The organism is Arthrobacter sp. efr-133-TYG-104 (assembly GCF_030208915.1).
In the GTDB taxonomy this organism is placed as follows: domain Bacteria; phylum Actinomycetota; class Actinomycetes; order Actinomycetales; family Micrococcaceae; genus Arthrobacter.
Map to the genome: position 1 here is coordinate 198769 of NZ_JARVTA010000008.1, position 22359 is coordinate 221127.

General features: G+C 61.9%; 20 protein-coding genes and 1 tRNA gene. 10 read left to right on the top strand and 11 right to left on the bottom strand.

Annotation, left to right across the window (positions count from 1 at the left end):
- Positions 1-2 precede the first annotated feature (2 nt).
- Positions 3-1187 carry a MarP family serine protease gene (locus tag QRN04_RS08515; protein WP_284975579.1) on the bottom strand — a complete coding sequence of 395 codons (1185 nt, stop codon included), beginning with the start codon at positions 1185-1187 and terminating at the stop codon, positions 3-5.
- A 269-nt stretch (positions 1188-1456) separates the two neighbouring features.
- Here QRN04_RS08515 and QRN04_RS08520 point away from each other — a divergent pair, with 269 nt between their 5' ends.
- Positions 1457-2134 carry a Crp/Fnr family transcriptional regulator gene (locus QRN04_RS08520; RefSeq protein WP_011775987.1) on the top strand — a complete coding sequence of 226 codons (678 nt, stop codon included), beginning with the start codon at positions 1457-1459 and terminating at the stop codon, positions 2132-2134.
- A gap of 87 nt (positions 2135-2221) precedes the next feature.
- Here QRN04_RS08520 and QRN04_RS08525 read toward each other — a convergent pair whose 3' ends face one another.
- From QRN04_RS08525 to sp36, 3 genes are read right to left on the bottom strand one after another with little or no spacing between them, the layout of a single operon-like run.
- Positions 2222-3133, bottom strand: coding sequence for an NUDIX hydrolase (locus QRN04_RS08525; protein ID WP_284975580.1), 912 nt, complete (start codon positions 3131-3133; stop codon positions 2222-2224).
- Positions 3134-3150: 17 nt separating this feature from the next.
- Entirely contained in the window at positions 3151-3687 is a 537-nt protein-coding gene (locus tag QRN04_RS08530; RefSeq protein ID WP_284975581.1) for a RidA family protein, read from the bottom strand.
- A 2-nt stretch (positions 3688-3689) separates the two neighbouring features.
- On the bottom strand, positions 3690-3845 hold the full coding sequence (sp36, locus tag QRN04_RS08535; protein WP_011775990.1) for a Sp36 family protein: 156 nt from the start codon (positions 3843-3845) through the stop codon (positions 3690-3692).
- Positions 3846-3882: 37 nt separating this feature from the next.
- On the opposite strand from sp36, the gene QRN04_RS08540 reads away from it, so the two are divergent.
- The 5 genes from QRN04_RS08540 (at position 3883) to QRN04_RS08560 (ending at position 10984) form a co-directional block, all read left to right on the top strand.
- Positions 3883-6132, top strand: a complete 2250-nt coding sequence (locus QRN04_RS08540; RefSeq protein ID WP_284975582.1) for a transglycosylase domain-containing protein — start codon at positions 3883-3885, stop codon at positions 6130-6132.
- Positions 6133-6140: 8 nt separating this feature from the next.
- Positions 6141-7082 carry a metallophosphoesterase gene (locus tag QRN04_RS08545; protein ID WP_284975583.1) on the top strand — a complete coding sequence of 314 codons (942 nt, stop codon included), beginning with the start codon at positions 6141-6143 and terminating at the stop codon, positions 7080-7082.
- Positions 7083-7179: 97 nt separating this feature from the next.
- Positions 7180-8979, top strand: a complete 1800-nt coding sequence (locus QRN04_RS08550) for an ABC transporter ATP-binding protein (RefSeq protein ID WP_284975584.1) — start codon at positions 7180-7182, stop codon at positions 8977-8979.
- Positions 8976-10808 carry an ABC transporter ATP-binding protein gene (locus QRN04_RS08555; protein ID WP_284975585.1) on the top strand — a complete coding sequence of 611 codons (1833 nt, stop codon included), beginning with the start codon at positions 8976-8978 and terminating at the stop codon, positions 10806-10808. Before QRN04_RS08550 ends, QRN04_RS08555 begins: the two co-directional genes overlap by 4 nt.
- Before the next feature lie 99 nt (positions 10809-10907).
- Positions 10908-10984, top strand: a tRNA-Pro gene (locus tag QRN04_RS08560).
- 86 nt (positions 10985-11070) lie between these two features.
- Here QRN04_RS08560 and QRN04_RS08565 read toward each other — a convergent pair.
- Positions 11071-11289, bottom strand: a complete 219-nt coding sequence (locus QRN04_RS08565; RefSeq protein ID WP_502868775.1) for a hypothetical protein — start codon at positions 11287-11289, stop codon at positions 11071-11073.
- A gap of 122 nt (positions 11290-11411) precedes the next feature.
- Here QRN04_RS08565 and QRN04_RS08570 point away from each other — a divergent pair, with 122 nt between their 5' ends.
- Positions 11412-12677, top strand: a complete 1266-nt coding sequence (locus QRN04_RS08570) for a helix-turn-helix domain-containing protein (protein WP_284975586.1) — start codon at positions 11412-11414, stop codon at positions 12675-12677.
- Positions 12678-12704: 27 nt separating this feature from the next.
- Here the strand turns inward: QRN04_RS08570 and QRN04_RS08575 are convergent, their stop codons facing one another.
- Positions 12705-13643 carry a phosphoribosylaminoimidazolesuccinocarboxamide synthase gene (locus tag QRN04_RS08575; RefSeq protein ID WP_284975587.1) on the bottom strand — a complete coding sequence of 313 codons (939 nt, stop codon included), beginning with the start codon at positions 13641-13643 and terminating at the stop codon, positions 12705-12707.
- A 2-nt stretch (positions 13644-13645) separates the two neighbouring features.
- Positions 13646-14956, bottom strand: a complete 1311-nt coding sequence (gene purD / locus QRN04_RS08580) for a phosphoribosylamine--glycine ligase (protein WP_284975605.1) — start codon at positions 14954-14956, stop codon at positions 13646-13648.
- 133 nt (positions 14957-15089) lie between these two features.
- Between purD and QRN04_RS08585 the strand changes: the two genes are divergently transcribed.
- Together QRN04_RS08585 and QRN04_RS08590 are read left to right on the top strand one after the other, a co-directional pair.
- Positions 15090-16106 carry an asparaginase gene (locus QRN04_RS08585; protein ID WP_284975588.1) on the top strand — a complete coding sequence of 339 codons (1017 nt, stop codon included), beginning with the start codon at positions 15090-15092 and terminating at the stop codon, positions 16104-16106.
- A 64-nt stretch (positions 16107-16170) separates the two neighbouring features.
- Entirely contained in the window at positions 16171-16572 is a 402-nt protein-coding gene (locus tag QRN04_RS08590; RefSeq protein ID WP_284975606.1) for a sterol carrier family protein, read from the top strand.
- 99 nt (positions 16573-16671) lie between these two features.
- Here the strand turns inward: QRN04_RS08590 and QRN04_RS08595 are convergent, their stop codons facing one another.
- The 4 genes from QRN04_RS08595 to QRN04_RS08610 form a co-directional block, all read right to left on the bottom strand.
- A complete protein-coding gene (locus QRN04_RS08595; protein ID WP_284975589.1) occupies positions 16672-18159 on the bottom strand; it encodes a cation:dicarboxylate symporter family transporter in 1488 nt (495 codons plus the stop codon).
- A gap of 256 nt (positions 18160-18415) precedes the next feature.
- Positions 18416-19183: an SDR family oxidoreductase gene (locus tag QRN04_RS08600; protein ID WP_284975590.1), complete on the bottom strand. Its 768-nt coding sequence runs from the start codon at positions 19181-19183 to the stop codon at positions 18416-18418.
- A gap of 19 nt (positions 19184-19202) precedes the next feature.
- Positions 19203-19949, bottom strand: a complete 747-nt coding sequence (locus QRN04_RS08605) for an aspartate/glutamate racemase family protein (protein WP_284975591.1) — start codon at positions 19947-19949, stop codon at positions 19203-19205.
- A 74-nt stretch (positions 19950-20023) separates the two neighbouring features.
- Entirely contained in the window at positions 20024-21589 is a 1566-nt protein-coding gene (locus tag QRN04_RS08610) for an NCS1 family nucleobase:cation symporter-1 (protein ID WP_284975592.1), read from the bottom strand.
- A 310-nt stretch (positions 21590-21899) separates the two neighbouring features.
- On the opposite strand from QRN04_RS08610, the gene QRN04_RS08615 reads away from it, so the two are divergent.
- A partial coding sequence (locus QRN04_RS08615; RefSeq protein WP_502868776.1) for a pyruvate dehydrogenase E1 component-related protein occupies positions 21900-22359 on the top strand: 460 nt, incomplete at its 3' end.

The following is a 22359-nucleotide window of genomic DNA, read 5'->3' on the forward strand; positions in this document are numbered from 1 at the left end:
ATTTACTTCCGGGTGCACTGGCCAGCCGATACCGGGCTGCTGAGCCCGGCCGCCTTTTCCGCAACCGGTTCCAGGTCCGACATCGTCAGCGCGAAACCCAAGGCTGCGTTGGTGGTGGTCTTGGCAAAAACCAACCCCGCCACTTGGCCTTGGGCTGTCAGGAGGGGGCCACCCGAATTGCCCGGCTGGACATCGCCCGCCAGCTTGTAGACGGACTCCAACGACGGGTTGTTTCCATAGATATCGGGGACCAGGACCGGTGAAATTCCTTGGACGGTGGCCGGTTTTGATTGGAACGGACCGCCGTGCGGATAGCCGGCGAAGGCCGCGTTGCTGCCGTCCGGTAAGTCAGAACTGAGGGGCAGCGGAGATGAGGCCAGCCCGTTCACTGCAAGGACTGCGAGGTCCCGCTGCGGATCGAAATACACCACGCTGCCCGGCAACGCACCGCCGTCGGGAATCTCAACAACCGGCTGCGACACGCCCGCGACGACGTGCGCATTGGTAACGACGCGCCCGGGGGAAACAACGAATCCGGATCCGGTCTGGTTTTGGCCGCATTCGAACGCCGTCCCCGTGATTTTGAGGACCGACTTCGCGGCTTGGTTCAGCGCCGGGGTGTCGGTGGATTCATTGGGCACTTGGACGGGAGCTGAGGGGCTGATGCCCTCAAAGAGCTGGGGTATGCCATCGCCGATGACCGTGGAGCGCAACTGCGCCATGGTGCTCTTGACGGGGGTGGGCGTCACTGAATCGATGTAGCGGATCACCCGCGATTCAGCCAGTTGCTGTGAAACGAACGGAACACCCAGCGAGCTGATGCTGAAAGCCAGCATGGACATCACCAACGCTGCAACCACCACGCTGACCACTCCACCGATCAACCGGTCCACCGTGTGCAGGGGCTTGATCCGCACGGCATGGCGGACTCTGCGGCCAATCATGGTGCCCAACCCATGGCCCAAAGCGATCAGCACGACGGCGGCCCCCACCGTGGCGGCAAGCCTCCAGCCGCTGTCGGTCACCCAGCCACTGACGAGCGGAACTGCGACGAAGGCCGCAATGGCACCCACCACGAAGCCCGCAATCCCGCCCAAGGTGACAACGAAGCCATTGCGCAGCCCGTAAATCAGGTAGGACAGCAGCATCAAGATCAGAGCCAAATCCAATATCGTCAACCCAAACACCAATGCTCCTCTATGCCGCGTTGCGCCAATTGTAGTTGGGCACCCTGACAAGCAACCGCCAGGAAGGCTCGCCGGCAGCCGGTGATTCGTGGCCCCCGCAGTTCAGCCTGCGGTGATTTCACCTTGCTGTTTGAGCCTGCTGATACGGTGTTGAACGCCCGGAACCCGCGCCGTTTCAGCGTTTCGCATGCCAACTACGTCACAGAAGCCCAAAAATTCTGAAACAATGGCTGGAGCGCCACGACCGAAACTTATACTCAGGAGACTTCATGGACATCGAGGTACTGCGCCGCGCACCCCTCTTCGCCACCCTTGACGACGACGCATTCCGCCTGCTGACGGACGAACTCACAGAGGTGGACCTTTCACGTGGAGCCTCGGTGTTCCGCGAAGGCGACCAGGGTGACCAGCTCTACTTCATCGTTTCCGGAAAGGTGAAGCTCGGCCGCACCTCCCCCGACGGCCGCGAATCCCTGCTTGCCATCCTCGGCCCGGGTGAGCTCTTCGGCGAGATGGCATTGTTCGACCCCAGCCCGCGCACTGCCACGGCTACAGCCGTTTCGGAAACCCGCCTGGCTGGCCTTAAGAACGAGAGCCTCAACGCTTTGCTCCGGACCCGTCCCGAGGTTTCCGCCCAGCTGCTGCAGGCCCTCGCCCGCCGTCTCCGCCGCACGAACGACTCGCTATCGGACCTCGTCTTCTCAGACGTTCCGGGCCGCGTTGCCAAGGCCCTCCTGGACTTGGCGGACCGCTTTGGCCGCCCGGCTACCGACGGCGTTCTGGTCGCCCATGAGCTGACCCAGGAAGAACTTGCCCAACTGGTCGGCGCTTCCCGTGAAACCGTCAACAAAGCCCTGGCCGAATTCGTCCAGCGCGGATGGCTCCGGCTGGAAGCCCGCGCCGTGGTCATCCTGGACATGCAGCGCCTCCGCCAGCGTTCGCGGTAACCAAAGCAAAACCAAAAAGAGCCGCCCGTTCCCTGGATTCCAAGGGTCCCTGGATTCCAGGGAACGGGCGGCTCTTTTGTTGTATGTTTAGCGTTCGCGCTGCGGTTCACCGGCAACGGTCCGGGCAGCGGCAACCTCAAGCATCAGTTCGCCGTCCTCGTTGACGAGCCGGGATTGGTAAACGTGGGCTTTCCGCTTGTAACTGAGGTAAGCGATGCAACCGTTGGCTGCGGCCATTTTCTCCAGCATGATTTCGGACCCGGGCACCAACAACTGTCCCAGCGTGAGCCCCACGGTGTTTTCCTGGTTCACTTCGTCGCCCAAGGCCGTGGTGTCCCGCAGGGCAATGGCATCGGCCACGCACACCCAACGCCCCCACACACCCTTGCTCGCCAGGATGCTCGGCTGCTGATTCACGGGAACAGTGGCCGCGAAGTAGCGCGTATTGAACCGGGTATGCGCAAAGTCAGGGCTGACCCAGTTCACCAAGGATTTCAGGAGGTCCGTGCGCAACGACAGTCCGCGCTTGGTCAGGATGTCGGTGAACGATTTCTCCTGTGCCGCGACGGCTTCGCGGGCCTTCATCCACTCCACGGTGGAGTTGGCCTCCACTGTGGATGAGGCATCAGGACCGGCCAGCAGCACGCCGGTTTCCTCAAAGAGCTCCCGGATAGCGCCTACTACGTGGCGGCGGGCGAGTCCGACGTCGTCCGTTCCCAGTACCTCAGCCCAATGCTGCGGGGAAGGCCCCAGCCAGCCGACGGAATTGTCGTCGGACGGCTCCAGGGACCCTCCCGGAAACGAGACAACCCCCAACGGGGAGGCGCCAGGCCGGTACCCGAGCCAGGTCTCCAAACCCGTCGGGGAATCGCGCAGAAGGACCACGGACGATGCGTAGCGTGCGGCCCTGGGGGTCCGCTCGACCAAATCAAGCCAGTTCCGTGCTGCCCCTTCGAGGTGAGGAGGAAGTGCAAACAGACGGCGGGAAAGCTGAGGCAATTGGGTGAACCGGTTCCTTAGCTGAATTCAGCAATGAGTTCGACTTCAACAGGAGAGTCGAGGGGGAGGACGGACACACCGACGGCGGAACGTGCGTGCTTGCCGGCGTCGCCCAAAACCTGGCCGAGAAGCTCTGATGCACCGTTGATGACTCCGGGCTGGCCAGTGAACGTGGGTTCTGAAGACACGAAACCCACTACCTTGACGATTCGAGTGATGCGGTCGAGGTCACCGATGACGCTCTTGACCGCTGCCAGGGCGTTGATGGCACAGACGGCGGCGTAGCGCTTGGCCTCTTCCGGATCCACAGTGGGTTCATCCGAGGTAGCCAACTGGCCAACCGAGACCTTGCCGGTAGCTTCGAGTTTGCCGTTAATAAATGGCAGCTGCCCTGAGGTGTAAACGTAGTTACCGGACACGACGGCGGGAACGTAGTCGGCAACCGGCGCGGCGACCTCGGGGAGGGTCAGTCCGAGCTCTGCAAGACGCTGCTCCACGGCCGAGGCAGGGGCGCCCGAATCCGCGGGAGATGTGGTTTCTGCGGGGGGTGTCATGATTACTGCTTCTCCCTCTTCAGGTATGCGACAAGGCCTTTGCCATCGGGGCCGCCGACGACCTGGACAAGCTCCCAGCCGTCCTCACCCCACTGATCCAGGATCTGTTTCGTGGCGTGGATAATGAGCGGAATCGTGGCGTACTCCCATTTGGTCATGACAGAAAGCCTAGCCCTTGCCGGTAAAGTGGAAAACATGGCGACTCGCACGAACCCGTTTTTCGACACTGCCACCACCCTCGGAAAGATTCTAGGCTTCCTTGGCGTGAGTGCGATTTGTGGCGTCCTGGTGGCAGGCCTCTTGGTCCCCGCCGCGGCCGTCTCCGGCAGTGCCGCAAGTGGTTCCATCCAGTTCTTTGATACCCTCCCGGCCGAACTCCAGGTAGATCCGCCCAGCCAGAACACCACGATTCTGGCGAAGGACGGCTCCCCGATCGCGTCCATCTATGAGGAGAACCGGACCAAGATCCCGTTGAACCAGATGAGCCCGTATGTCAAAGATGCAGTCATCGCCATCGAAGACAACCGGTTCTACGAGCACGGTGGAATCGACACCACCGGTATCTTGCGGGCGCTGGTGAGCACCGCCCAAGGCAACAAACAAGGCGCCTCAACCATCACGCAGCAGTACGTCAACAACGTGATCAACGAGTCGCTGGTCGCCTCCGGCCAGAGCAGTGACGTCAAGCTGAACGGTGTCAACAAAGGCATCGGAGACAAGCTCCGCGAGATGAAGCTCGCCATCGCTTTGGAGAAGAAATTCACCAAAGACCAGATTCTTGAGGGCTACCTCAACATCGTGTTCTTCAACAGGGACGCCTACGGCATCGAAGCCGCATCGAAACTGTTCTTCAGCACCAGCGCCAAGGACCTGACGCTTCCGCAAGCCGCCCTCCTGGCAGGCCTCGTGAACAGCCCGGCAGCTTTTGATCCGGTGGTCCACCCGGACGCGTCAAAGGTGCGCCGCGATCTGGTACTCGCGGCCATGTACAACCAAAAGAAGATCACCAAGGCCCAGTACGACCAAGCCGTGGCTACTCCCATCACCACCAAAGTCACTCCGGCCCGCCAAGGCTGTGCATACGCGGCTACCGCACCGTACTTCTGTGATTACGTGCTGCACTTGCTCTTGAACAACCCGGCGTATGGGCAGACGCCGACGGATCGCCAGAACACTGTCATGCGCGGTGGGCTGACTATCAAGACCACGCTGGACCCGACCGCGCAGAACGTCGCCCAGCAGCAGGTTGACGCCACCGCCGGTGCGAACCCAGACAAGTGGGGGGCTTCCATCGTTTCCGTCCAGCCGGGTACGGGCCAGATCGTCAGCATGGCCCAGAACACCGTGATGCTGCCTCAACCGGGTAAGTTCGACCAGACCCAGAACTTCAACGTCGATGTCCTGGACGCCAAGGGCAATGACCTCAACGGCATTGGAGGCTTCCAGCCGGGTTCCACCATGAAACCGTTCACTTTCGCGGAATGGCTTAATGAGGGCAAGTCCATGACCACGACGATCAACGCGTCGGTCAGGAGATACCGGCAAGGTTTCCCATGGCGCAACACCTGCCCCACCCCGGAACAAGGCTGGTACGACTCAACCGGCGGCACCTTTGACCTGCAGAACTCGGACGAAGGCTACTACCGCCCCATGACGGTCCTCTACGGCCTCATGAACTCCATCAACACCGCCACGTTCGCCTCTGCTGCCCAGTTGGACCTCTGCGGCATCCAAGGCATCGTCGACGCTACAGGGGTACACGGCGGCGTACCGGCGCGGGACGGATCTGGGAACGTCACTGATCCGAATCCCAAGGTCCCCATGACCACGCTCGGTAACCTCATCGGATCCACGCAAACCGCTCCGTTGACCATGGCCACCGCCTTCGCGACCTTTGCAGCTGACGGTAAGTACTGCGAACCCATCGCCATCACCTCCGTCAAGGACCAAGCGGGCAAGGACTTGCCTGCCCAGTCGTCCTCCTGCAAGGACGCCATCAAGCCTGAGGTTGCCCACGGCGTTGCCTATGCCATGCAGGAAGTGCTGAACCATGGTTCAGGCTCCCTGATCCGGCCGGCTCTGAACACCAACAACAACTTCCCGGTGGCAGCGAAGACCGGTACCAATGACAGCAACAGCTCCACGTGGGTGGTGGGGTACACGTCCGGACTGGCAACGGCATCATGGTTCGGTGACCCGCTGGATGCCCAGCAGCGGCCAGGACGGAACATCACCGTCAACGGCAAGTTCTACCCGTCCATTGACGGTTATATGATCGCCGGTCCGCAATTCACCAACTACATGCTCTCGGTGGCCCCCGCCTACGGAACCAACCCCTTCCCCACACCACCGTCCAACCTGCTCGGCAGTGCTGCTCCCCAGCGGAGCCCGAGCTCCCCCAACAGCAGCGGCGCGAGCAACAGCGGAACGCCCGGTCACGACTAATGGCGTCCATGATTGACTTGCTGGCAGACCGCGCCCGAACCCTCGGGCGCGGTCTTGCCGCAACCACCGCCATCGGCGCAGCAGCAGGTGCAGCGGCAGCAGCCTACGGTTGGTGGGAGAAGGACCAATTCGAAGTCCGGCGCGAGACGTTGCCCATCCTCCCCGGAGGCTCCGCGCCGTTCCGGATCCTGCACCTCAGTGACATCCATTTCGTCCCTGGGCAAGACAAGAAGGCACGGTGGTTGCAGTCCTTGGCCGAGTTGAAGCCGGACCTCGTGGTCAACACTGGCGACAACCTCAGCCACACCCACGCCATCGATCCGCTGATCCAAGCGCTTGAACCGTTGATGGAATTTCCGGGCGTGTTCGTTCCGGGCTCCAACGACTACTATGCGCCCAGGTTCAAGAACCCGGCAGGCTATTTCCGCGGACCTTCCAGGCCGAAAACAGAGCCGATCAAGCTCGACTGGCCCAAGTTGCGCACGGCATTTGGGATGGGTGGCTGGATCGACCTCACCAACCGTGCCCAGTCCATCGCGCTGAACGGCCTGCGCTTTGATTTTTCCGGCGTGGACGATCCCCATTTGAAACGGGAACGGTACGCCGACTGGCATCGCGGCACAGCCAATCAGGACACGCGTCCGCATGTGCGGGTCGCCGTCGTCCACGCCCCGTACCAGCGCGTGCTGGATCATTTCACGCAAGCCCAAGCCCACCTGATTCTTGCCGGGCACACCCACGGCGGCCAGATTTGCATCCCCGGCTACGGCGCTTTGGTCTCCAATTGCGACCTCCCCACCTGGCGTGCCAAAGGCCTCCACGATTGGGAAAGCAACGGACTGACGACGCCGGTCAACGTCTCCGGCGGAATCGGCACCTCACGCTTCTCCCCGGTCCGCATCGCCTGCCGGCCGGAAGCGGTACTGCTCACCCTCACGCCCCGCACATAGGCGCCCCATCTACAGCCCTGCATGGGCATGGCATAGGGTAGTTGCTACGGGAAACTATCTCCGCACCATCTGAAGATCCAGCTGTTGAGAAGCGGGCATGTCCAAGCAAACGTCATTTTTTACCTCCATCCGCCGCCTGTACCCCCATGTGCGGCCCATCCTCCCCCGCCTGTTCATGGGCTTGGTGTCCGCTTTGCTGGCGAGCATTGTGGCACTCACCATCCCCCAGGTTTTCCGGGTGCTGGTCAACAACTCCTTGCAGCGCGGCGGTGACCCGGCCGCGGTGTGGACCGCCGCCGTCGTCATCCTTGCTTTAGGCGTGGCTGAGGCTGGACTAGTAGCCCTGCGGCGGCAGTTCGTGATCAATCCGGCCACCACGGTGGAGACCAGGATGCGTGTCACTTTGTATGGGCACCTTCAGGAGCTCACCGTGGCGTTCCATGATCGTTGGGGTTCGGGGCAGCTGCTTTCCAGGGCCATGACCGATCTCAGCTTCCTCCGGCGCTGGATGGCGTTCGGAGCGATCATGCTCGTTGTCACTACCTTGACGGTGATCATCGGCGTGGGCGTGATGTTCTCCATGAGCTGGCAATTGGCCCTCATTTTCCTGGCCGCCGCCGTGCCGATCATGATCAACTCCTTCCGCTTCCGGCGCCGTTTCAGCCGGGTGACCCGGCTCAGCCAGGACCAGGCCGGGGACCTTGCCACTACCGTGGAAGAGTCCGTGCACGGCATCCGGGTACTCAAGGCTTTCGGCCGCAGCCGCGAGGCCTTGGAAAATTTCAATGGCCAGGCCGAGGAGCTCCGGCAGACGGAGATCATGAAAGCCAAGCAACAGGCCGGTTTCACGCTGGTGGTGACGCTCCTGCCTGAACTTGCCTTGGGTTTTGGGTTGGTGGCGGGGGTGCTGCTCGTTGCCAGCGGGCAGCTGAGCATCGGATCTTTGGTGGCCTTTTTCGCCACGGCCGCCGTAGTGGCAACTCCTGTGGAGTTCTCCGGGACCTTGCTCGCGATGGCGCTGACCGCCAAGACGGCAGTGGACCGGCACTTCGAAGTCATGGATACCCCGAACACGATCACCTCTCCCGAAGAGCCCGTGTTCCCGGAAAATGGCAAGGGTGCCTTGCGCTTTGAGCGGGCCGGATTCGGGTTCGACGACGGCGGTTCGCTCCTGTGCGATGTCTCCCTGGAGATCCGTCCGGGCGAAACGATGGCCCTCGTGGGGATCACCGGCAGCGGCAAGAGTGCGTTGCTCCAACTGGTCCCCCGGCTCTACGACGTGACCGAGGGCGCGGTGACCATCGACGGCGTGGACGTCCGGAATTACGACCTCCATGAACTTCGCAGGATCGTCTCCGTTGCGTTCGAGGACACCACACTCTTCTCCAGTTCAGTGCGGGACAACGTCCTGCTCGGCGCCCCTGATCCCAGCGAAGCAGCCCTGGACGAGGCACTGGATGTAGCCCAAGCGCAGTTCGCCTATTCCCTGCCTGACGGTGTGGACACCCTCATTGGCGAGGAAGGCCTCAGCCTGTCCGGTGGCCAGCGTCAGAGGATCGCCCTGGCACGCGCCATCGCCGCCAGGCCAGAGGTCTTGGTGCTGGACGATCCGCTCTCCGCCCTCGATGTCAACACCGAGGAACGCGTTGAAGCCCGCCTGCGCGACGTCCTGCGCGAGACCACCACGTTGATCGTGGCACACCGACCCTCCACCGTTGCCTTGGCGGACCGCGTGGCCTTGCTCGAAAACGGAACCATCACCGCCGTCGGAACCCATACGGAACTGTTGGCGGGCAACGATCATTACCGCTACGTCATCGCAAGCCTCGATTCCGGTCCGAAGGACCTCGATAGCGAACTGGACGAGCTCGAAGAAGCCGAGGAGGCCCGCCGGTGAGTGCCACAACCTTTGGAACGGCTAACGAGGACAACGCGCTCCTCACCAAAGCAGACAGTAAAGCCGTACGACGCCGGTCCCTCGCCTTGCTTGCCTCGCTGATCCGTCCGGTCAGGTTGCGTTTCTGGATGACGATCGCGATGGTGGTGGTCTCCCAACTCACCCGCGTAGCCGGGCCCGCCTTGATCGCGTTCGGCATCGACCATGCCCTGCCTGCGCTCAAAGCCGGCGACAACGGTCCCTTGATGCTTGCCGGTGTCTTGTACCTCGCGGCCGCCATTGCCACGGCGTCAATGACAGCCCTGTACGTCACCTCGACAGCCCAACTCAGCCAGTCCATGCTGCTGGACCTCCGGGTCCGCGTCTTTAGGCACACCCAGCGGTTGAGCTTGGAATTCCATGAGAAGTACACGTCCGGACGCATCATTGCCCGTCAAACCTCAGACCTCGAGGCACTGCGGGACCTGTTGGATTCGGGTGTGAGTTCCTTGGCCTCTGGTCTGTTGTTCATGATCTTTACGGCCTTCACCGTATTTGCGCTGGACTGGCGCACCGGCGTCATCATGCTCGCCGCGGGCGTACCGATGTTCCTCCTGTCCCGCTGGTACCAGAAGCACTCGCAGGTGGCCTACCGTGAATCGCGCGTGGTCTCGGCGCGGCTGATTGTGCACTTTGTGGAAACCATGACCGGAATCCGGGCTGTCAAGGCGTTCCGCAAGGAGAAGGAGAACGCGGCACAGTACGGCGAACTGGCTGAGGAATACCGGAAAAACAGTGTCCGCTCCATCAATCTGAACGGCATCTTCCAACCGGGCCTGGTGTTGATCGGAAACGTTTGCGTCGCCGTCGTCCTGCTCATGGGAGGCTTCCGCGTGCTCAGCGGCGAGCTCGCGGTCGGTGTCCTGTTGGCCCTGATTCTTTCCACCAAGCGTTTCTTCCAGCCGGTGGACCAGATGGCGATGTTCTACAACTCCTTCCAGAGCGCCCAAGCTGCGCTGGAGAAGGTGTCGGGACTCCTTGAAGAGGTCCCAACAGTCCGCCCGCCCAAGAATCCTGTTCCGTTGAAAAGCTCCCGCGGGGAGATCGATTTCGCAGGGGTGGAGTTCGGCTACGGAAGCGGGACAATCGTTGTTCCCACCATGGACCTCCACATCCCTGCAGGCCAGACCGTGGCCTTGGTAGGCCAAACCGGGGCCGGAAAGTCCACGCTGGCCAAGCTCATTGCCCGCTTTTACGATGTCACCTCGGGCGCCATCACCTTGGACGGCATCGATCTGAGGGACCTCTCCACCACCGACCTCCGCCGGGCCGTGGTGATGGTTACACAGGAGGCATTCCTCTTCAGCGGTTCGGTAGCCGATAACATCGCCCTGGGCCGACCCGAAGCATCCCGCGAAGACATCGAAAAAGCGGCGAAGGCCGTAGGTGCTCACGAATTCATTTCGGGGCTGCCCGAGGGATATGACACCGACGTCAATAAGCGCGGCGGCCGTGTGTCCTCGGGCCAACGCCAACTCATCGGATTTGCCCGCGCCTTCTTGGCTGCCCCTGCCGTCCTGATCCTGGACGAGGCGACCTCGTCCTTGGACATACCTTCCGAACGCATGGTCCAGCAGGGCCTAGCGAATCTGCTCGAAGGGGTGGCCGGCAAGAATTCGGCACGGACGGCCATCATCATCGCCCACCGCCTCTCCACCGTGGAGACCGCGGACAGGGTCCTCGTGGTCCACGACGGGCGCATCGTGGAAGACGGCTCACCGGCGGAACTGATCAGCGGTGGAGGGCGCTTTGCGCAACTGCACGGGGCTTGGAAAGACTCATTGGTCTAGCGTTTCTGTGGGTTGTCGCTGGCAGCAGGGACCACCGCCCGTCGATTTCGCATCAGGAAGCGATTCAGCTATCCTTGAACAGTTGCTTTCGCAGCGGATCGGGATGTAGCGCAGCTTGGTAGCGCGCTTCGTTCGGGACGAAGAGGTCGCAGGTTCAAATCCTGTCATCCCGACCAACAAAAAGAGGGTCTTCCAAATGGAAGACCCTCTTTTGTCTTTAATCGTGTTTTTCGCCCCTCTGCTTTACAGAGGATCGGATGGCTTACATGGGGTCGGGCCAGTTACCAATGGATGACGGCGTGTACGTGGTGCCGGACGATTTGGTAGGCGCCACGATGCGCATCGGATCCGGCCAGTTACCTATGGCGCTTACCGTGCCCGTGCCCGAGGCCGGTGCGGCCGACACCACTGCGGGAGCCGCAACTGAAAGTGTCAGTGCGCCGGCAAGGGCAACGGAAGCGGCGATTTTCTTGAACATCATGTCCCCAATACACGTCGGATTTTACTGCTGTCATTACTCGGTCTCTGTTGACATACATTGTAAAATGTTGTCTACAGACACTGTCAAGGATTTGGTGGAAAAGACACCTGCAGGAGGACCCCGTGGGAAACGGATTCGGCGAGAAGCTACGTGCCGAACGGCTCGAACGCGGACTGACGCAGGCGGAACTGGGCAAGAACCTGTACTCACCCAGCTACATCTCCCTGCTGGAGACCGGGCGGCGTGAACCCACGGCAGAGGTCATCGAGGAACTTGCGCGTCGCCTTGAGCTCGCGCCGAAGGCCTTGGAGGCGTGGAGCCAGCCCGTTTCCATGAGCGACGCCGAGTACGTCCTGGCAGGCCTGTATGCCCGGCAGGCCTGGGACCTACGGGACTACCCGCTCGCCTCGAGCCACGCGGCAACGGCCGCCCAAATCGCCCTCGAAGCCAAGAACAACAGTGCTTGGTGGAACATGACGTACATGCAGGCCGAGTGCATGATGAAACAAGGCCAGCTAAAGGAATGCCAGCAGATCGTGGAGCACCTGCTTGAGCACCCCATGGCTACCGAGTCCGCCGGCCTGGGAGTGCGCGCCTGGCAGATGCTTGCCGCCGTGTGCCACGGACAAGGTCAACTGGCCACCGCCGTCGAACATGCCCTCCATGCCGTGAAGCTGAGCGAGCAATTACCCAAAGGATCCACGCTGATCATCGGCGCCCACAGGGCGCTGATAGGTGCGTTGGCGGAGAGCGGCAAGCTCGACGAAGCATGGACGTACTGCCTGGCCATGATCGAGCATATGGACGAGCATTCAATGACCCAGCTGGCCGGCGAAGTCTCTTGGGTAGTGGGCAATGTGGCGTTCATGCGCCACGATTACACCGAGGGAGTCAAGCACCACGAGCGTGCGGCCCAGCTCCTCTCCCCCGCCAATGACATCGAGCTCTGGGCGCGATTCAACAAGGCATCGGCCGCCGTGCGGTTGTCCTCAGGCATCGTAGAGCCGGAGACGCTGTCCGCCATCGAGCGCGCGGAACTGGCGCTCTCCATTGTCGGCGGCAACAAGACGGACCAACTCGAGGTCGCCTTCATTCGTGCCCGGTGGCTGTACCTGAACGGTGACATTCCCGCCGCCGTCGAGAAGCTCCGGGAGATCTACGAGGACCGCAAGGTCTTGGCGCGGCACACCGCGGGTGAAGTTTCCCTGCTGTTGGGCAAGTCCCTCAAGGCTGCGGGCGAAACCACCGAGGCACTGCGGTTCCTGGAAGAGGCCCAGCACGACTTCAGCGCGGCGGGCGCATCGGACAGGGTTCAGCAGGCAATGGACGCCGTGCTGGAAATCCGCCTCGCCGAGCGCCGCGCCGCCAAGGAACACCAAGCCAGCTAGCCCCATTCATCGAGCGGGGTGGGCGGGCTAGGCGAAGGTGCGCCCCGTGAGTTTCTCGTAGGCCTCCACGTAACGGGCGCGGGTGCGCTCCACCACGTCGGCCGGCAAGGCGGGAGGAGGAGTGTCCGAGGCTTTGTCCCAGCCGGATTCCGCGGACGTCAGCCAGTCACGGACATACTGCTTGTCATAGGATGGCTGCGACTTTCCGGGCGCGTACGTTGCAGCGTCCCAGAACCGCGAAGAGTCTGGAGTGAGCACCTCGTCGCCCAGGGTGATGATGCCCGAGGCGGTGTCGATGCCGAATTCCACTTTGGTGTCGGCCAGGATAATGCCACGTTCCCGGGCGATTTCCTCGGCACGTGTGTAGATCTTCAGGGTAAGGTCGCTGAGGCGGGCGGCAATATCGTCCCCCACCATCGCTACGACGTCGTCATAGGTGATGTTCTCGTCATGCTCACCAACTTCGGCCTTGGCGGACGGGGTGAACAGCGCCTTCTCCAGGCGCGAACCATCAACGAGGCCTTCTGGCAGCGGGATGTCGCACACGGTGCGGGACACCTTGTATTCAGCCAACCCGGAACCTGTGAGGTAGCCACGGGCGATGCACTCCACCGGAAACATTTCCAGCTTCTTGCAGATCATGGCACGGCCCTCGACGGCGGTCGGCACACCGGTCTCCACGGTGGACGCGAGCACGTGGTGCTCCACCTCCAACTGGTCGAACCACCAGAGGCTCAGTTGAGTCAGGACCCTCCCCTTGTCAGGGATCTCGCTGCTCAGGACATGGTCGTAAGCACTGATGCGGTCGCTGGCGACAACCAGGACGCACTCCTGGCCGAACTTCTCCGTGATCGCTTCTTCGGCCGGTACATACAGGTCGCGGACTTTGCCGGAGTAGACGTGGGTCCAGCCGGGGAGTTGCAAGGCTTCTGTTTCAAGGCCGCCTGTGGGAAGTGAATCGGTCATGGTCAGGCCTGCACTTTCGGGATGGTGCCGGTAGCCGCGTGGGGCACCCGGATTTCGCCGCGGGCGGCCTTACCTGCGATGTCGGTGCGGAACTGTGAGCCTTCAAGCTGAACCAGTTCGACGCCGTCGTACGCCCTTTCGCGGGCCTCCACCAGGTCCGAACCGAGCGCCACCACCGCGAGGACGCGACCGCCGGCCGAAACGACCTTGCCTTCTTCGTCCAGTGTGGTGCCGGCGTGAACCACGTGGACGCCGTCCAGGTCATCGACCTTCTTCAGGCCGCGGATCCGGTCACCGGTGCGGGGAGTATCGGGGTAGTTTTCGGCAGCAACGACGACGGCGACTGCTGTGTCCTCGGACCAGCGCAGATTTTCGATGGTGTCGAGTTCGCCCTTGGCAGCTGCCAGCAGCAGGGTACCGAGCGGCGTCCTGAGGCGGGCAAGGACAGCTTGCGTTTCCGGATCACCAAACCGGACGTTGAATTCAATAACGCGGGTGCCCCGCGAGGTGAGGGCCAACCCGCAGTAGAGCACGCCCACAAAGGGTGTGCCGCGGCGGGCCATTTCGTCCACGGTTGGCTGGGCTACCCTGTCGATGACCTCTTGGACGAGTCCTTCGGGTGCCCACTCAAGGGGTGTGTATGCCCCCATGCCACCGGTGTTGGGGCCTTCATCATTGTCGAAGATACGTTTGAAGTCCTGCGCCGGGGACAACGGGACCGTGGTGCGGCCATCGCAGAGTACGAACAGAGATACTTCAGGGCCGTCAAGGAACTCCTCGATGACCACCGTTCCGCCGGCGTCGAAGCAAGTCTGCGCGTGGGCGAGGGCTTCGCTACGGTCATTGGTGACCACCACGCCCTTCCCTGCCGCCAGGCCATCGTCCTTGACCACATAGGGAGCGCCAAAAGTGTCCAGCGCATCGGCTGCTTCCTCGCTGGTGGTGGCAACCCGGGCCATCGCGGTAGGAACGCCTGCCTCGGCCATGATCTGCTTGGCGAAAGCCTTGGACGCTTCGAGCTGCGCGGCCTCCTTGCTGGGGCCGAACACCGGAATGCCGGCTTCTCGGACTGCGTCGGAAACGCCCGCGGCAAGTGGGGCCTCCGGGCCAACCACAACCAGGTCCACGCCAAGCTTGCCGGCAAGGGCGGCCACGGCTTGGGGATTGTTCCCATCAATGGCGTGCGTGGGGACGAGCTTGCTGATGCCCGCGTTGCCGGGCGCCGCGTGGACCTCGGAGACGTTGGGGTCTTCAAGCAGAGAGCGGACAATGGCGTGTTCGCGGCCGCCTGGGCCAATGACGAGTACCTTCACAGTCTTCAAGGGTACTTTGTGAAGGGCGCGCGTCCTAAGCTGTGTCACTGGATGGGCAGGTTCATCGGCACGCCATGCCTGTGCCCGCGCGGTGCGGCCCGGGAACGCCGTGGCTGAGCAATAGACTTGCTTCATGCCCATGAGTTCGCACGAAACGTTCAACGCTGAGTCCGCCGTCGAACTTGCAGTGATCGAACGCAGCGGCTTTATCGAGTCCCGTCACGTAGGTGCCGCGGTGCTCATTGCCGGCGATGGCTCCGTGGTGACTCGGCTGGGCGACATCGACGCCCCCGTCTTCGCCCGCTCCACCCTTAAGCCCTTCCAGGCCCTCGCGTCCATGCAGTCCGGAGTTCCGCTTCGAGGCGCGCAAGTGGCCGTCGCCTGCGGAAGCCACACAGGTTCGCTGGACCACATGGATGTTGTGGAAGGAATGCTGAAAGCGGCCGGCGTTCGGGAAGAACACCTTCAATGCCCTGCCGCCTGGCCCCAGGATGAAACGGCGCGCAGTTGGCTTGTTCGCTCCGATCGCGGGCAATCCAAGCTCGCCTTCAACTGCTCCGGTAAGCACGCGGCTTTTCTCTGGGCGTGCACGGAAAACGGGTGGGACCTCCGCAGCTACCTGGAGCCCAACCATCCCTTGCAACAACGTGTGCGTTCGGTTATTGAGGAATACTGCGGCGAGCCAATTGCCCATTTGGGAATCGACGGCTGCGGCGCTCCGGTTGCCGCGATCTCGCTGATCGGCTTGGCCCGAGGCTTCTCCCGGTTGGCTAAGTCTCCCGGCGATTCGTCCGCGAACGCCCGCGCCGCCACCATTGCTACGTCCATGCTCGATTACCCCTGGGCCGTCCAAGGCAGAGGTGAGTCCAACACGATTGTCATGGAAGAACTGGACGTACTGGCCAAGATCGGGGCCGAGGGTGTGCTGGTCCTTGCGACGCCAACAGGTGCGGCAGTGGCAGTCAAGGTACTTGACGGCAATGTCCGCGCCACATCCCTTGTCGGTTTGACGTTACTTGCAGCTAGCGGCGCCGTGGACGTTCCTGCCGTTTCAAGCGTCCTCGAACGGATCGTTGAACCTGTGCTCGGCGGTGGCCGGGCCGTGGGCCGGATCCGCTTGGGCCACGCCGTCTCCGCCCTTCTTGACTAGTTCTTCTCGACTAGTTTGTTTGGACAATCCGTTTCGACAATCCGTCTCGACAGGGAGGTTCATGATGGCCGTTGCACGTCGCCGCGTTGATATCCACGAGGGCCAAGCGGCGCTGGCAGCCTGGCAAGCCGCCGTCGAGCCCTCAACAGACGCTGGGCCGGCCTCCGATGCCGGGATCCCGCCGTCGCGGGCTTTAATTGCGACGGCGGTGCGCTATTCGCTCGAGGAAGTCACCGCCCGTGCACCCGGGAACTCGGTAGAGGTCCGCGTCCCACCCTTCGGTGTAACGCAGTGCGTGGAGGGCCCTCGCCATACCCGGGGCACCCCCCCGAACGTGATTGAGTGCGACGCCGCCACCTGGCTGTCGCTGGTAACCGGCCGGATCCCATGGGCCGACGCTGTCTCGGCCGGGCGGGTTGCCGCCTCCGGGCTGCGGGCCAACCTCTCCGAGTTACTGCCACTGTAAGGGCTGTAAGGGGAACGAATCGGCGGAATCTCCGGTGTTCCGACAGGGCTGATGCCCCCAGACCATGGCCTGGGGGCATCAACTGCAGGAACGTGTGCGCTATTCGGAGCTGCTCGGTGTGGTTGTTTGCCGGGGTTTGCTCATCTCAAACTGTGGAACCCCATCCACAGCCGGGCCCCCGCGGAATTTCGGGGAAGGCTCCTGTCCTTTGCTGAGCCGTTCAAGCTCTTGCTGCTGGAACAGGTCTTCCTTGCCGAGCATGATCGCGGTGTCCTCGTTGGTGATTTCGCCATTGAAAGCGCGCACCATGACGCTGCGGTCAAACTGCCCCTCCCACTTGGCCACGATAAACGTCGCTACGCAGTTGCCCAAGAGGTTCACCACCACCCGCATGGAGTCCATGAGCCGGTCGGCTCCGAGAAGGAGGGCGACGCCGGCCACCGGGAAGATACCGAGCGCGGCGGCTGTGGCTGAGAGTGCCAGGAATGAGGACCCCGGAACGCCGGCCATGCCCTTGGAGGTCAGGAGCAGCACTCCCAGTGCGGCCAACTGCTGGCCGAGGTCCAAGTGGTGGCCGAATGCCTGGGCCAAAAACAGCAGCGAGATCGAAAGGTAGATCGCGGCGCCGTCGAGATTGAAGGAATAGCCGGTAGGAACCACCAGTCCGGTGGTGGCCCGGGAGCAGCCGGCGTTGGTCAGCTTGGTCATGATGCGTGGCATGACGGCTTCGGTAGAGGCCGTACCGAGTGCCAAGAGGAATTCTTCGCGGGTGTACTTCAGGAACTGCCATAGCGGCACGCGGGCGAAACTCCACGCCACCAGGAACAGCAGGCCAATGAAGATGAGCGCCGCACCGTAGCAGGAAGCAATCAACAACGCGTAAGTACCCAGGGTGCCTACGCCGTATTGCCCAATAATGAAGGCCATGGCACCGAAGGCGCCTAGAGGGGCGACCTTCATGATCCAGGACATGATCTTGAAGATCAGTTCCAACAGCGTTTCCATGAGGCTGATGACGGGCAGGCACCGCTCACGGCCGATGACCACGATGGCCGCTCCGAAAAAGACGGAGAAAAACAGGACCTGGAGCAAACTGTTGCTCGCGAACGCCCCGATGACGCTGGTGGGGATGATATCCAGGATGAACGCAGCCGCATCCTTGGGAACTGCAGTACCGGTCTTCGCGTTCAGGGCATCCTGGGACAGCGTGGACGGGTCAATGTTCAGGCCTGCGCCCGGTTGAACCAGGTTGCCCACGATGAGTCCGAAGACAAGGGCGAAAACGGTGGCACAGGTGAAGTACAGGAGTGCTTTGACCCCGACCCTACCGACCGCCTTGACGTCGCCGACTGCTGAAATTCCGGTGACGATCACCAGGAAAATCAGCGGGGCGATGATCATTTTGATGAGTTGAATGAATCCATCACCCAGTGGCCGGAGGGCGGACCCGATGTTCGGCCAAAAATGACCGATGAGCACACCTGCGACGACGGCGATCAGGATTTGAAAAAAGAGCGACTGGTACAGCCGCTTTTTCTTCTGCGGGGCCGAACTCGCCTTCAGCGCCGCGGGGTCTGGGATCTTCATTGATCTGAACCAATCAGTTTGGGAACAGCCCCACATTTTCGGGGGATGTTTTCAATGTAATCCGGCTCACATCATTCCGCAAGGGGAAATCTAGTTTCCATATTATGGAAGTAATATTTGGTTGGGAAAGTCAGGGGCGTACCTCCACCACCCACTTTGACGCCGAAAAACCCGCGACACACCCCTTCTCAGGCGTGCCGCGGGCAGGCGGGTTTCAAAGTGGGTGGTTGCGGTACAGGAGGGTGGGCTGGGCGGGCTAGCCGCGGCCGACGAAAGGCATGCCGGCAGCCGTCACCACCAGGGAACCAATACTCGCCGACGCCGGCATATCCGCCATCATCAGCACGGCCCGGGCAGCGTCCTCCACAGGGAACATCGGCTCCACGCGCCTGCTGCCATCGGCTTGGAGCGCGCCGGAGCCGACCCCGATAGTATCCATGATCTCCGTGCGGGTGTTGCCGATGTCGATCTGCCCGCAGGTGATCCCGAATTCACGCCCGTCCAACTCAATGCTCTTGGTCAACCCGGTCATCGCGTGTTTGGTCACGGTGTACGCAACGGACCGAGGACGCGGCGAATGCGCAGAAATGGAACCATTGTTGATGATGCGCCCACCTTGGGGCACCTGGGCCTTCATGGTCCGCACGGCCTCGGCGGCACAGAGCATGGACCCCGTGACGTTCACGCGCAGGGTAGCTTCCCACTCATCACGGCCGATCTCCCCCACGTCTCCGGCCGGTCCGAAAACGCCTGCATTGTTGAACAGGACATCAACCCGGCCCCAGCGTTCGCGGACAACGTCGAAGAGCCGCTCGACGTCGTCGGACTCGGTCACGTCGCACGGAACCACAAGCGCGTCCGGGTGATCCCCTGCCGTTTCCAGTAGCTGGGCCTCCCGTCGCCCCGCCAAAGAAACGCGATATCCTGCCGCCAGCATGAGCCGGGCGACGGCCCTGCCGATACCTGAACCGGCTCCGGTAACGACGGCGACCCTCGGGGCCGCGGGCGGGCGTGGCTGATTCATATGTCTGGCTCCTGCGGACTTAGCGTGCGGCTTGTGCTGAAGGGGCCGCTGTCATGGGCCAGCCTATGACAGCCTTCGGCCGTGGTGTGGCGTAGGTTCGGACCTTGGACGTGGTCAGCCCGAGGCGAACCAGCGACTCTGCGATGGTCACCGCGGCGGCTACCCCATCCACCACTGGAACGCCGGTCCGCTGGCGGATCTGCTCATCGAGACCGGCCATGCCACCGCAGCCAAGGACCACAACCTCGGCCTTGTCCTTGGTCACGGCCTCCTCCGCCTGCCCAACGATCGCCTCAACAGCGCGTTCGGGGAACTCCTCGAGTTCCAGCACCGCCACGCCGCTTGCCCGCACAGAAGCGCAGCGGGCATCCAGCCCGGCCAATTTCAGCCGGTCTTCTATCAAGGGAACGGCACGGTCCAAGGTGGTTACCACGGAATATTTGTGGCCGAGGAACATCGCTGTGCTGGCCGCGGCCTCGGTGATATCCACCACGGGCACGTCGAGCAATTCTTGGAGCCCCTCGCGCCCGTGCTCGCCGTACCCGGCCTGGATGACGGCGTCGAACGGTTCGGGGTAGTTCACCACCGCGTCCATGACGGCGATGGCTGCAAGGTAGCTTTCGAAATTGCCTTCGCAGGAGTCGGCGCCGAAGCGGGGAGTTATGCCGATGATCTCAGTTCCCGGAGCCGCGACGGCGCGGGCTTGGGCTGCAATGGAATCGGTCATCGACTGGGTGGTGTTGACGTTTGCAACGAGGATGCGCATGGGTTTCCTTTCAACGGCTGCGCCCGCCCCGGCCGGTGAGGGCGGGACGGGCGGCGCGCTGGATATCGGACGGGTCAGTGGTTGCTGGCGACGGCGATCGGCTCGCCGGAAACATCGTGGTGGACTTGCTTCTTGTCCGCGACGGCGAAGTACGTGAGAGCCCCGACGCCGGCTCCAATGAACCAGGCGAACGGTGCCGCTCCCGCCAATCCGGGAACAAACGCGATGGCCAGCGCCAAGGCTGCTGCCGGAAGCAGCGCGATGATGGCCTTGGGGTTGACGCCACGCTTGTAGAAGTAGGCGCCCTGTGGATCATCGGTGTAGAGCTCAGGGACGTTGACTTTGCCCCGACGCACCAGCCAGTAGTCGGCCATGACCACTCCGAACAACGGGCCCAGCAACGCGCCGAGACCGCCCAGGAAGTACACGATGACGATCGGGTTGTTGTAGAGGTTCCACGGGAGGATGACCAGGCCAATGGTTCCACTGACCCAAGCCGCCTTGCGGAAGTTCAGGTGCCGCGGGAACAAGTTGGTCAGAGCATATACGGGAGCCACGAAGTTCGCCATCAGGTTCACGGCGATGGTCAGGATCAGCAGTGCCAGGCAGGCCAGGACCAGCAACAGGGTGTTGGGAATGCTCTGAACAATGTCCGACGGGCTCTGGATGATAGTGCCGTTGATCTTGTACTGGCCACCGGCCATGATCACGACGATTGCACCGAAGACGAGCATGTTGATCGGGATGCCCCAGAAGTTCCCCTTGACAATCGACTTCCTGGTCACCGAAGACCGGGTGAAATCGCAGAAGTTCAGGACGAACGTGCCATAAATGGAGACCCACAGTGCGCCGCCGGCGAAAATAGTGAGCCACATTTCGCCGCCTTCCAGGCCTTTGATCCCGGACCATTGGATGGCGCCGCCGGCGTTGATGAAGACCCAGACGGCGATTGCGGCCATGGTGGCCAAGATAATGGGCCCCGCGAACGCCTCGTACTTACGGATCATCTCCATGCCGAAGCTGACGATGACCAGTTGCACGATCCACAGGCCTACGAAGGCAAACCAGCCCAACGTGGACAGGCCGAGGATGGAGTTACTGTCCAAATGCTTCAAATCCGGGGAGATTGCGACGAGCATGACCCGGAGAACCACCGAGGCCAGGTACGTCTGGATACCGAACCATGCGACCGCGACGGCGCCACGGATCAGGCTGGCAATTTGTGCTCCGCGAATGCCGAAGCTGATGCGGCTCATGACAGGGAAAGGGACGCCGGTCTTTTGTCCCATGAACCCGGAGAAAGTGAGGAGGGTAAAGAGCAGCACGGCGCCAATGCCGAGTGCCACGAGAATCTGCCAACCTCCCAATCCCAAGGAGAAGAGGCCAATGGCAAAAGCATAGTTACCCAGGCTGTGGACGTCATTGGCCCAGAGGGTAAAGATGCTGTAGCTCGTCCATTTGCGGCCTGCGGCCTTAGTGGGAGCGAGGTCGGTGTTGTAAAGGCTCGGGCTGATGGTACGGTCCGTGGCTTCGGAAGCAATGGCACAGAGGTCCGTGTTGCCCACCGAACGGTGGATGGGTGCGGCCCCTGTACTGTCGTCCGGAGTCTCAGAGACGCCGACTGATGAAGTCGTCTGCATCGTGGATCTCCACTTCGTACTGTTTCCACATTACGGAAACTAGTTATTGAATAGTGAAAACACTCTATGACTCAGATCACGTGCAGTCAAGGTTCGCCGACGACGTTTGCACTGTAGGGCGGGTCACATTTCGTTGCTGGAACTTGCCGCATGAGCTTTCCGCTTCGCAGACAGTGGCTCGTGTTGACGCCGTCGAACGCCCTGCGTAATCTCGAATTACAGAATTTTATTCTCACAATACGAGATTACTGCGAGACCATTGAGCGCTCCACACTAAAGCGCCCATACATTCAATGAAGAGAGGTTGGACGTGGCTGTAGGAGAAGAGACCTCAGACATCCTCAGCGGGTTGACTGCCCAGCTGCCTGATCGTGATCCGGAAGAGACTGCTGAGTGGATTGAGTCCCTTGATGCGTTGATCGCGGAGCAGGGTACCGAGCGTGCCCAGTACATTATGCGGAGTTTGTTGCAGCGTGCTGGTGCGAGGTCGGTGGGTGTGCCGATGGTGACGACCACTGATTATGTGAACACGATCCCGGTGGATCAGGAGGCTCAGTTCCCGGGGAACGAGGAGTTCGAGCGCCGGTATCGGGCGTATATGCGGTGGAACGCTGCGGTGATGGTTCATCGTGCGCAGCGTTCTGATATTGGTGTGGGCGGGCATATTTCCACCTACGCCGGTGCTGCGACCCTGTATGAGGTCGGGTTCAATCATTTCTTCCGGGGCAAGGACCACCCCTCGGGCGGGGACCAGGTGTTTTTCCAGGGCC

Excerpts from the sequence above, each read along its gene's own strand:
- QRN04_RS08600 (WP_284975590.1), bottom strand. The coding sequence starts at position 19,183 with ATGAATCAGCCACGCCCGCCCGCGGCCCCGAGGGTCGCCGTCGTTACC.
- QRN04_RS08550 (WP_284975584.1), top strand. The coding sequence starts at position 7,180 with ATGTCCAAGCAAACGTCATTTTTTACCTCCATCCGCCGCCTGTACCCC.
- QRN04_RS08530 (WP_284975581.1), bottom strand. The coding sequence starts at position 3,687 with ATGACACCCCCCGCAGAAACCACATCTCCCGCGGATTCGGGCGCCCCT.
- QRN04_RS08585 (WP_284975588.1), top strand. The coding sequence starts at position 15,090 with ATGCCCATGAGTTCGCACGAAACGTTCAACGCTGAGTCCGCCGTCGAA.
- QRN04_RS08540 (WP_284975582.1), top strand. The coding sequence starts at position 3,883 with ATGGCGACTCGCACGAACCCGTTTTTCGACACTGCCACCACCCTCGGA.
- QRN04_RS08565 (WP_502868775.1), bottom strand. The coding sequence starts at position 11,289 with ATGATGTTCAAGAAAATCGCCGCTTCCGTTGCCCTTGCCGGCGCACTG.
- QRN04_RS08610 (WP_284975592.1), bottom strand. The coding sequence starts at position 21,589 with ATGCAGACGACTTCATCAGTCGGCGTCTCTGAGACTCCGGACGACAGT.
- sp36 (WP_011775990.1), bottom strand. The coding sequence starts at position 3,845 with ATGACCAAATGGGAGTACGCCACGATTCCGCTCATTATCCACGCCACG.
- QRN04_RS08595 (WP_284975589.1), bottom strand. The coding sequence starts at position 18,159 with ATGAAGATCCCAGACCCCGCGGCGCTGAAGGCGAGTTCGGCCCCGCAG.
- QRN04_RS08605 (WP_284975591.1), bottom strand. The coding sequence starts at position 19,949 with ATGCGCATCCTCGTTGCAAACGTCAACACCACCCAGTCGATGACCGAT.
- QRN04_RS08545 (WP_284975583.1), top strand. The coding sequence starts at position 6,141 with ATGATTGACTTGCTGGCAGACCGCGCCCGAACCCTCGGGCGCGGTCTT.
- QRN04_RS08575 (WP_284975587.1), bottom strand. The coding sequence starts at position 13,643 with ATGACCGATTCACTTCCCACAGGCGGCCTTGAAACAGAAGCCTTGCAA.
- QRN04_RS08590 (WP_284975606.1), top strand. The coding sequence starts at position 16,171 with ATGGCCGTTGCACGTCGCCGCGTTGATATCCACGAGGGCCAAGCGGCG.
- QRN04_RS08520 (WP_011775987.1), top strand. The coding sequence starts at position 1,457 with ATGGACATCGAGGTACTGCGCCGCGCACCCCTCTTCGCCACCCTTGAC.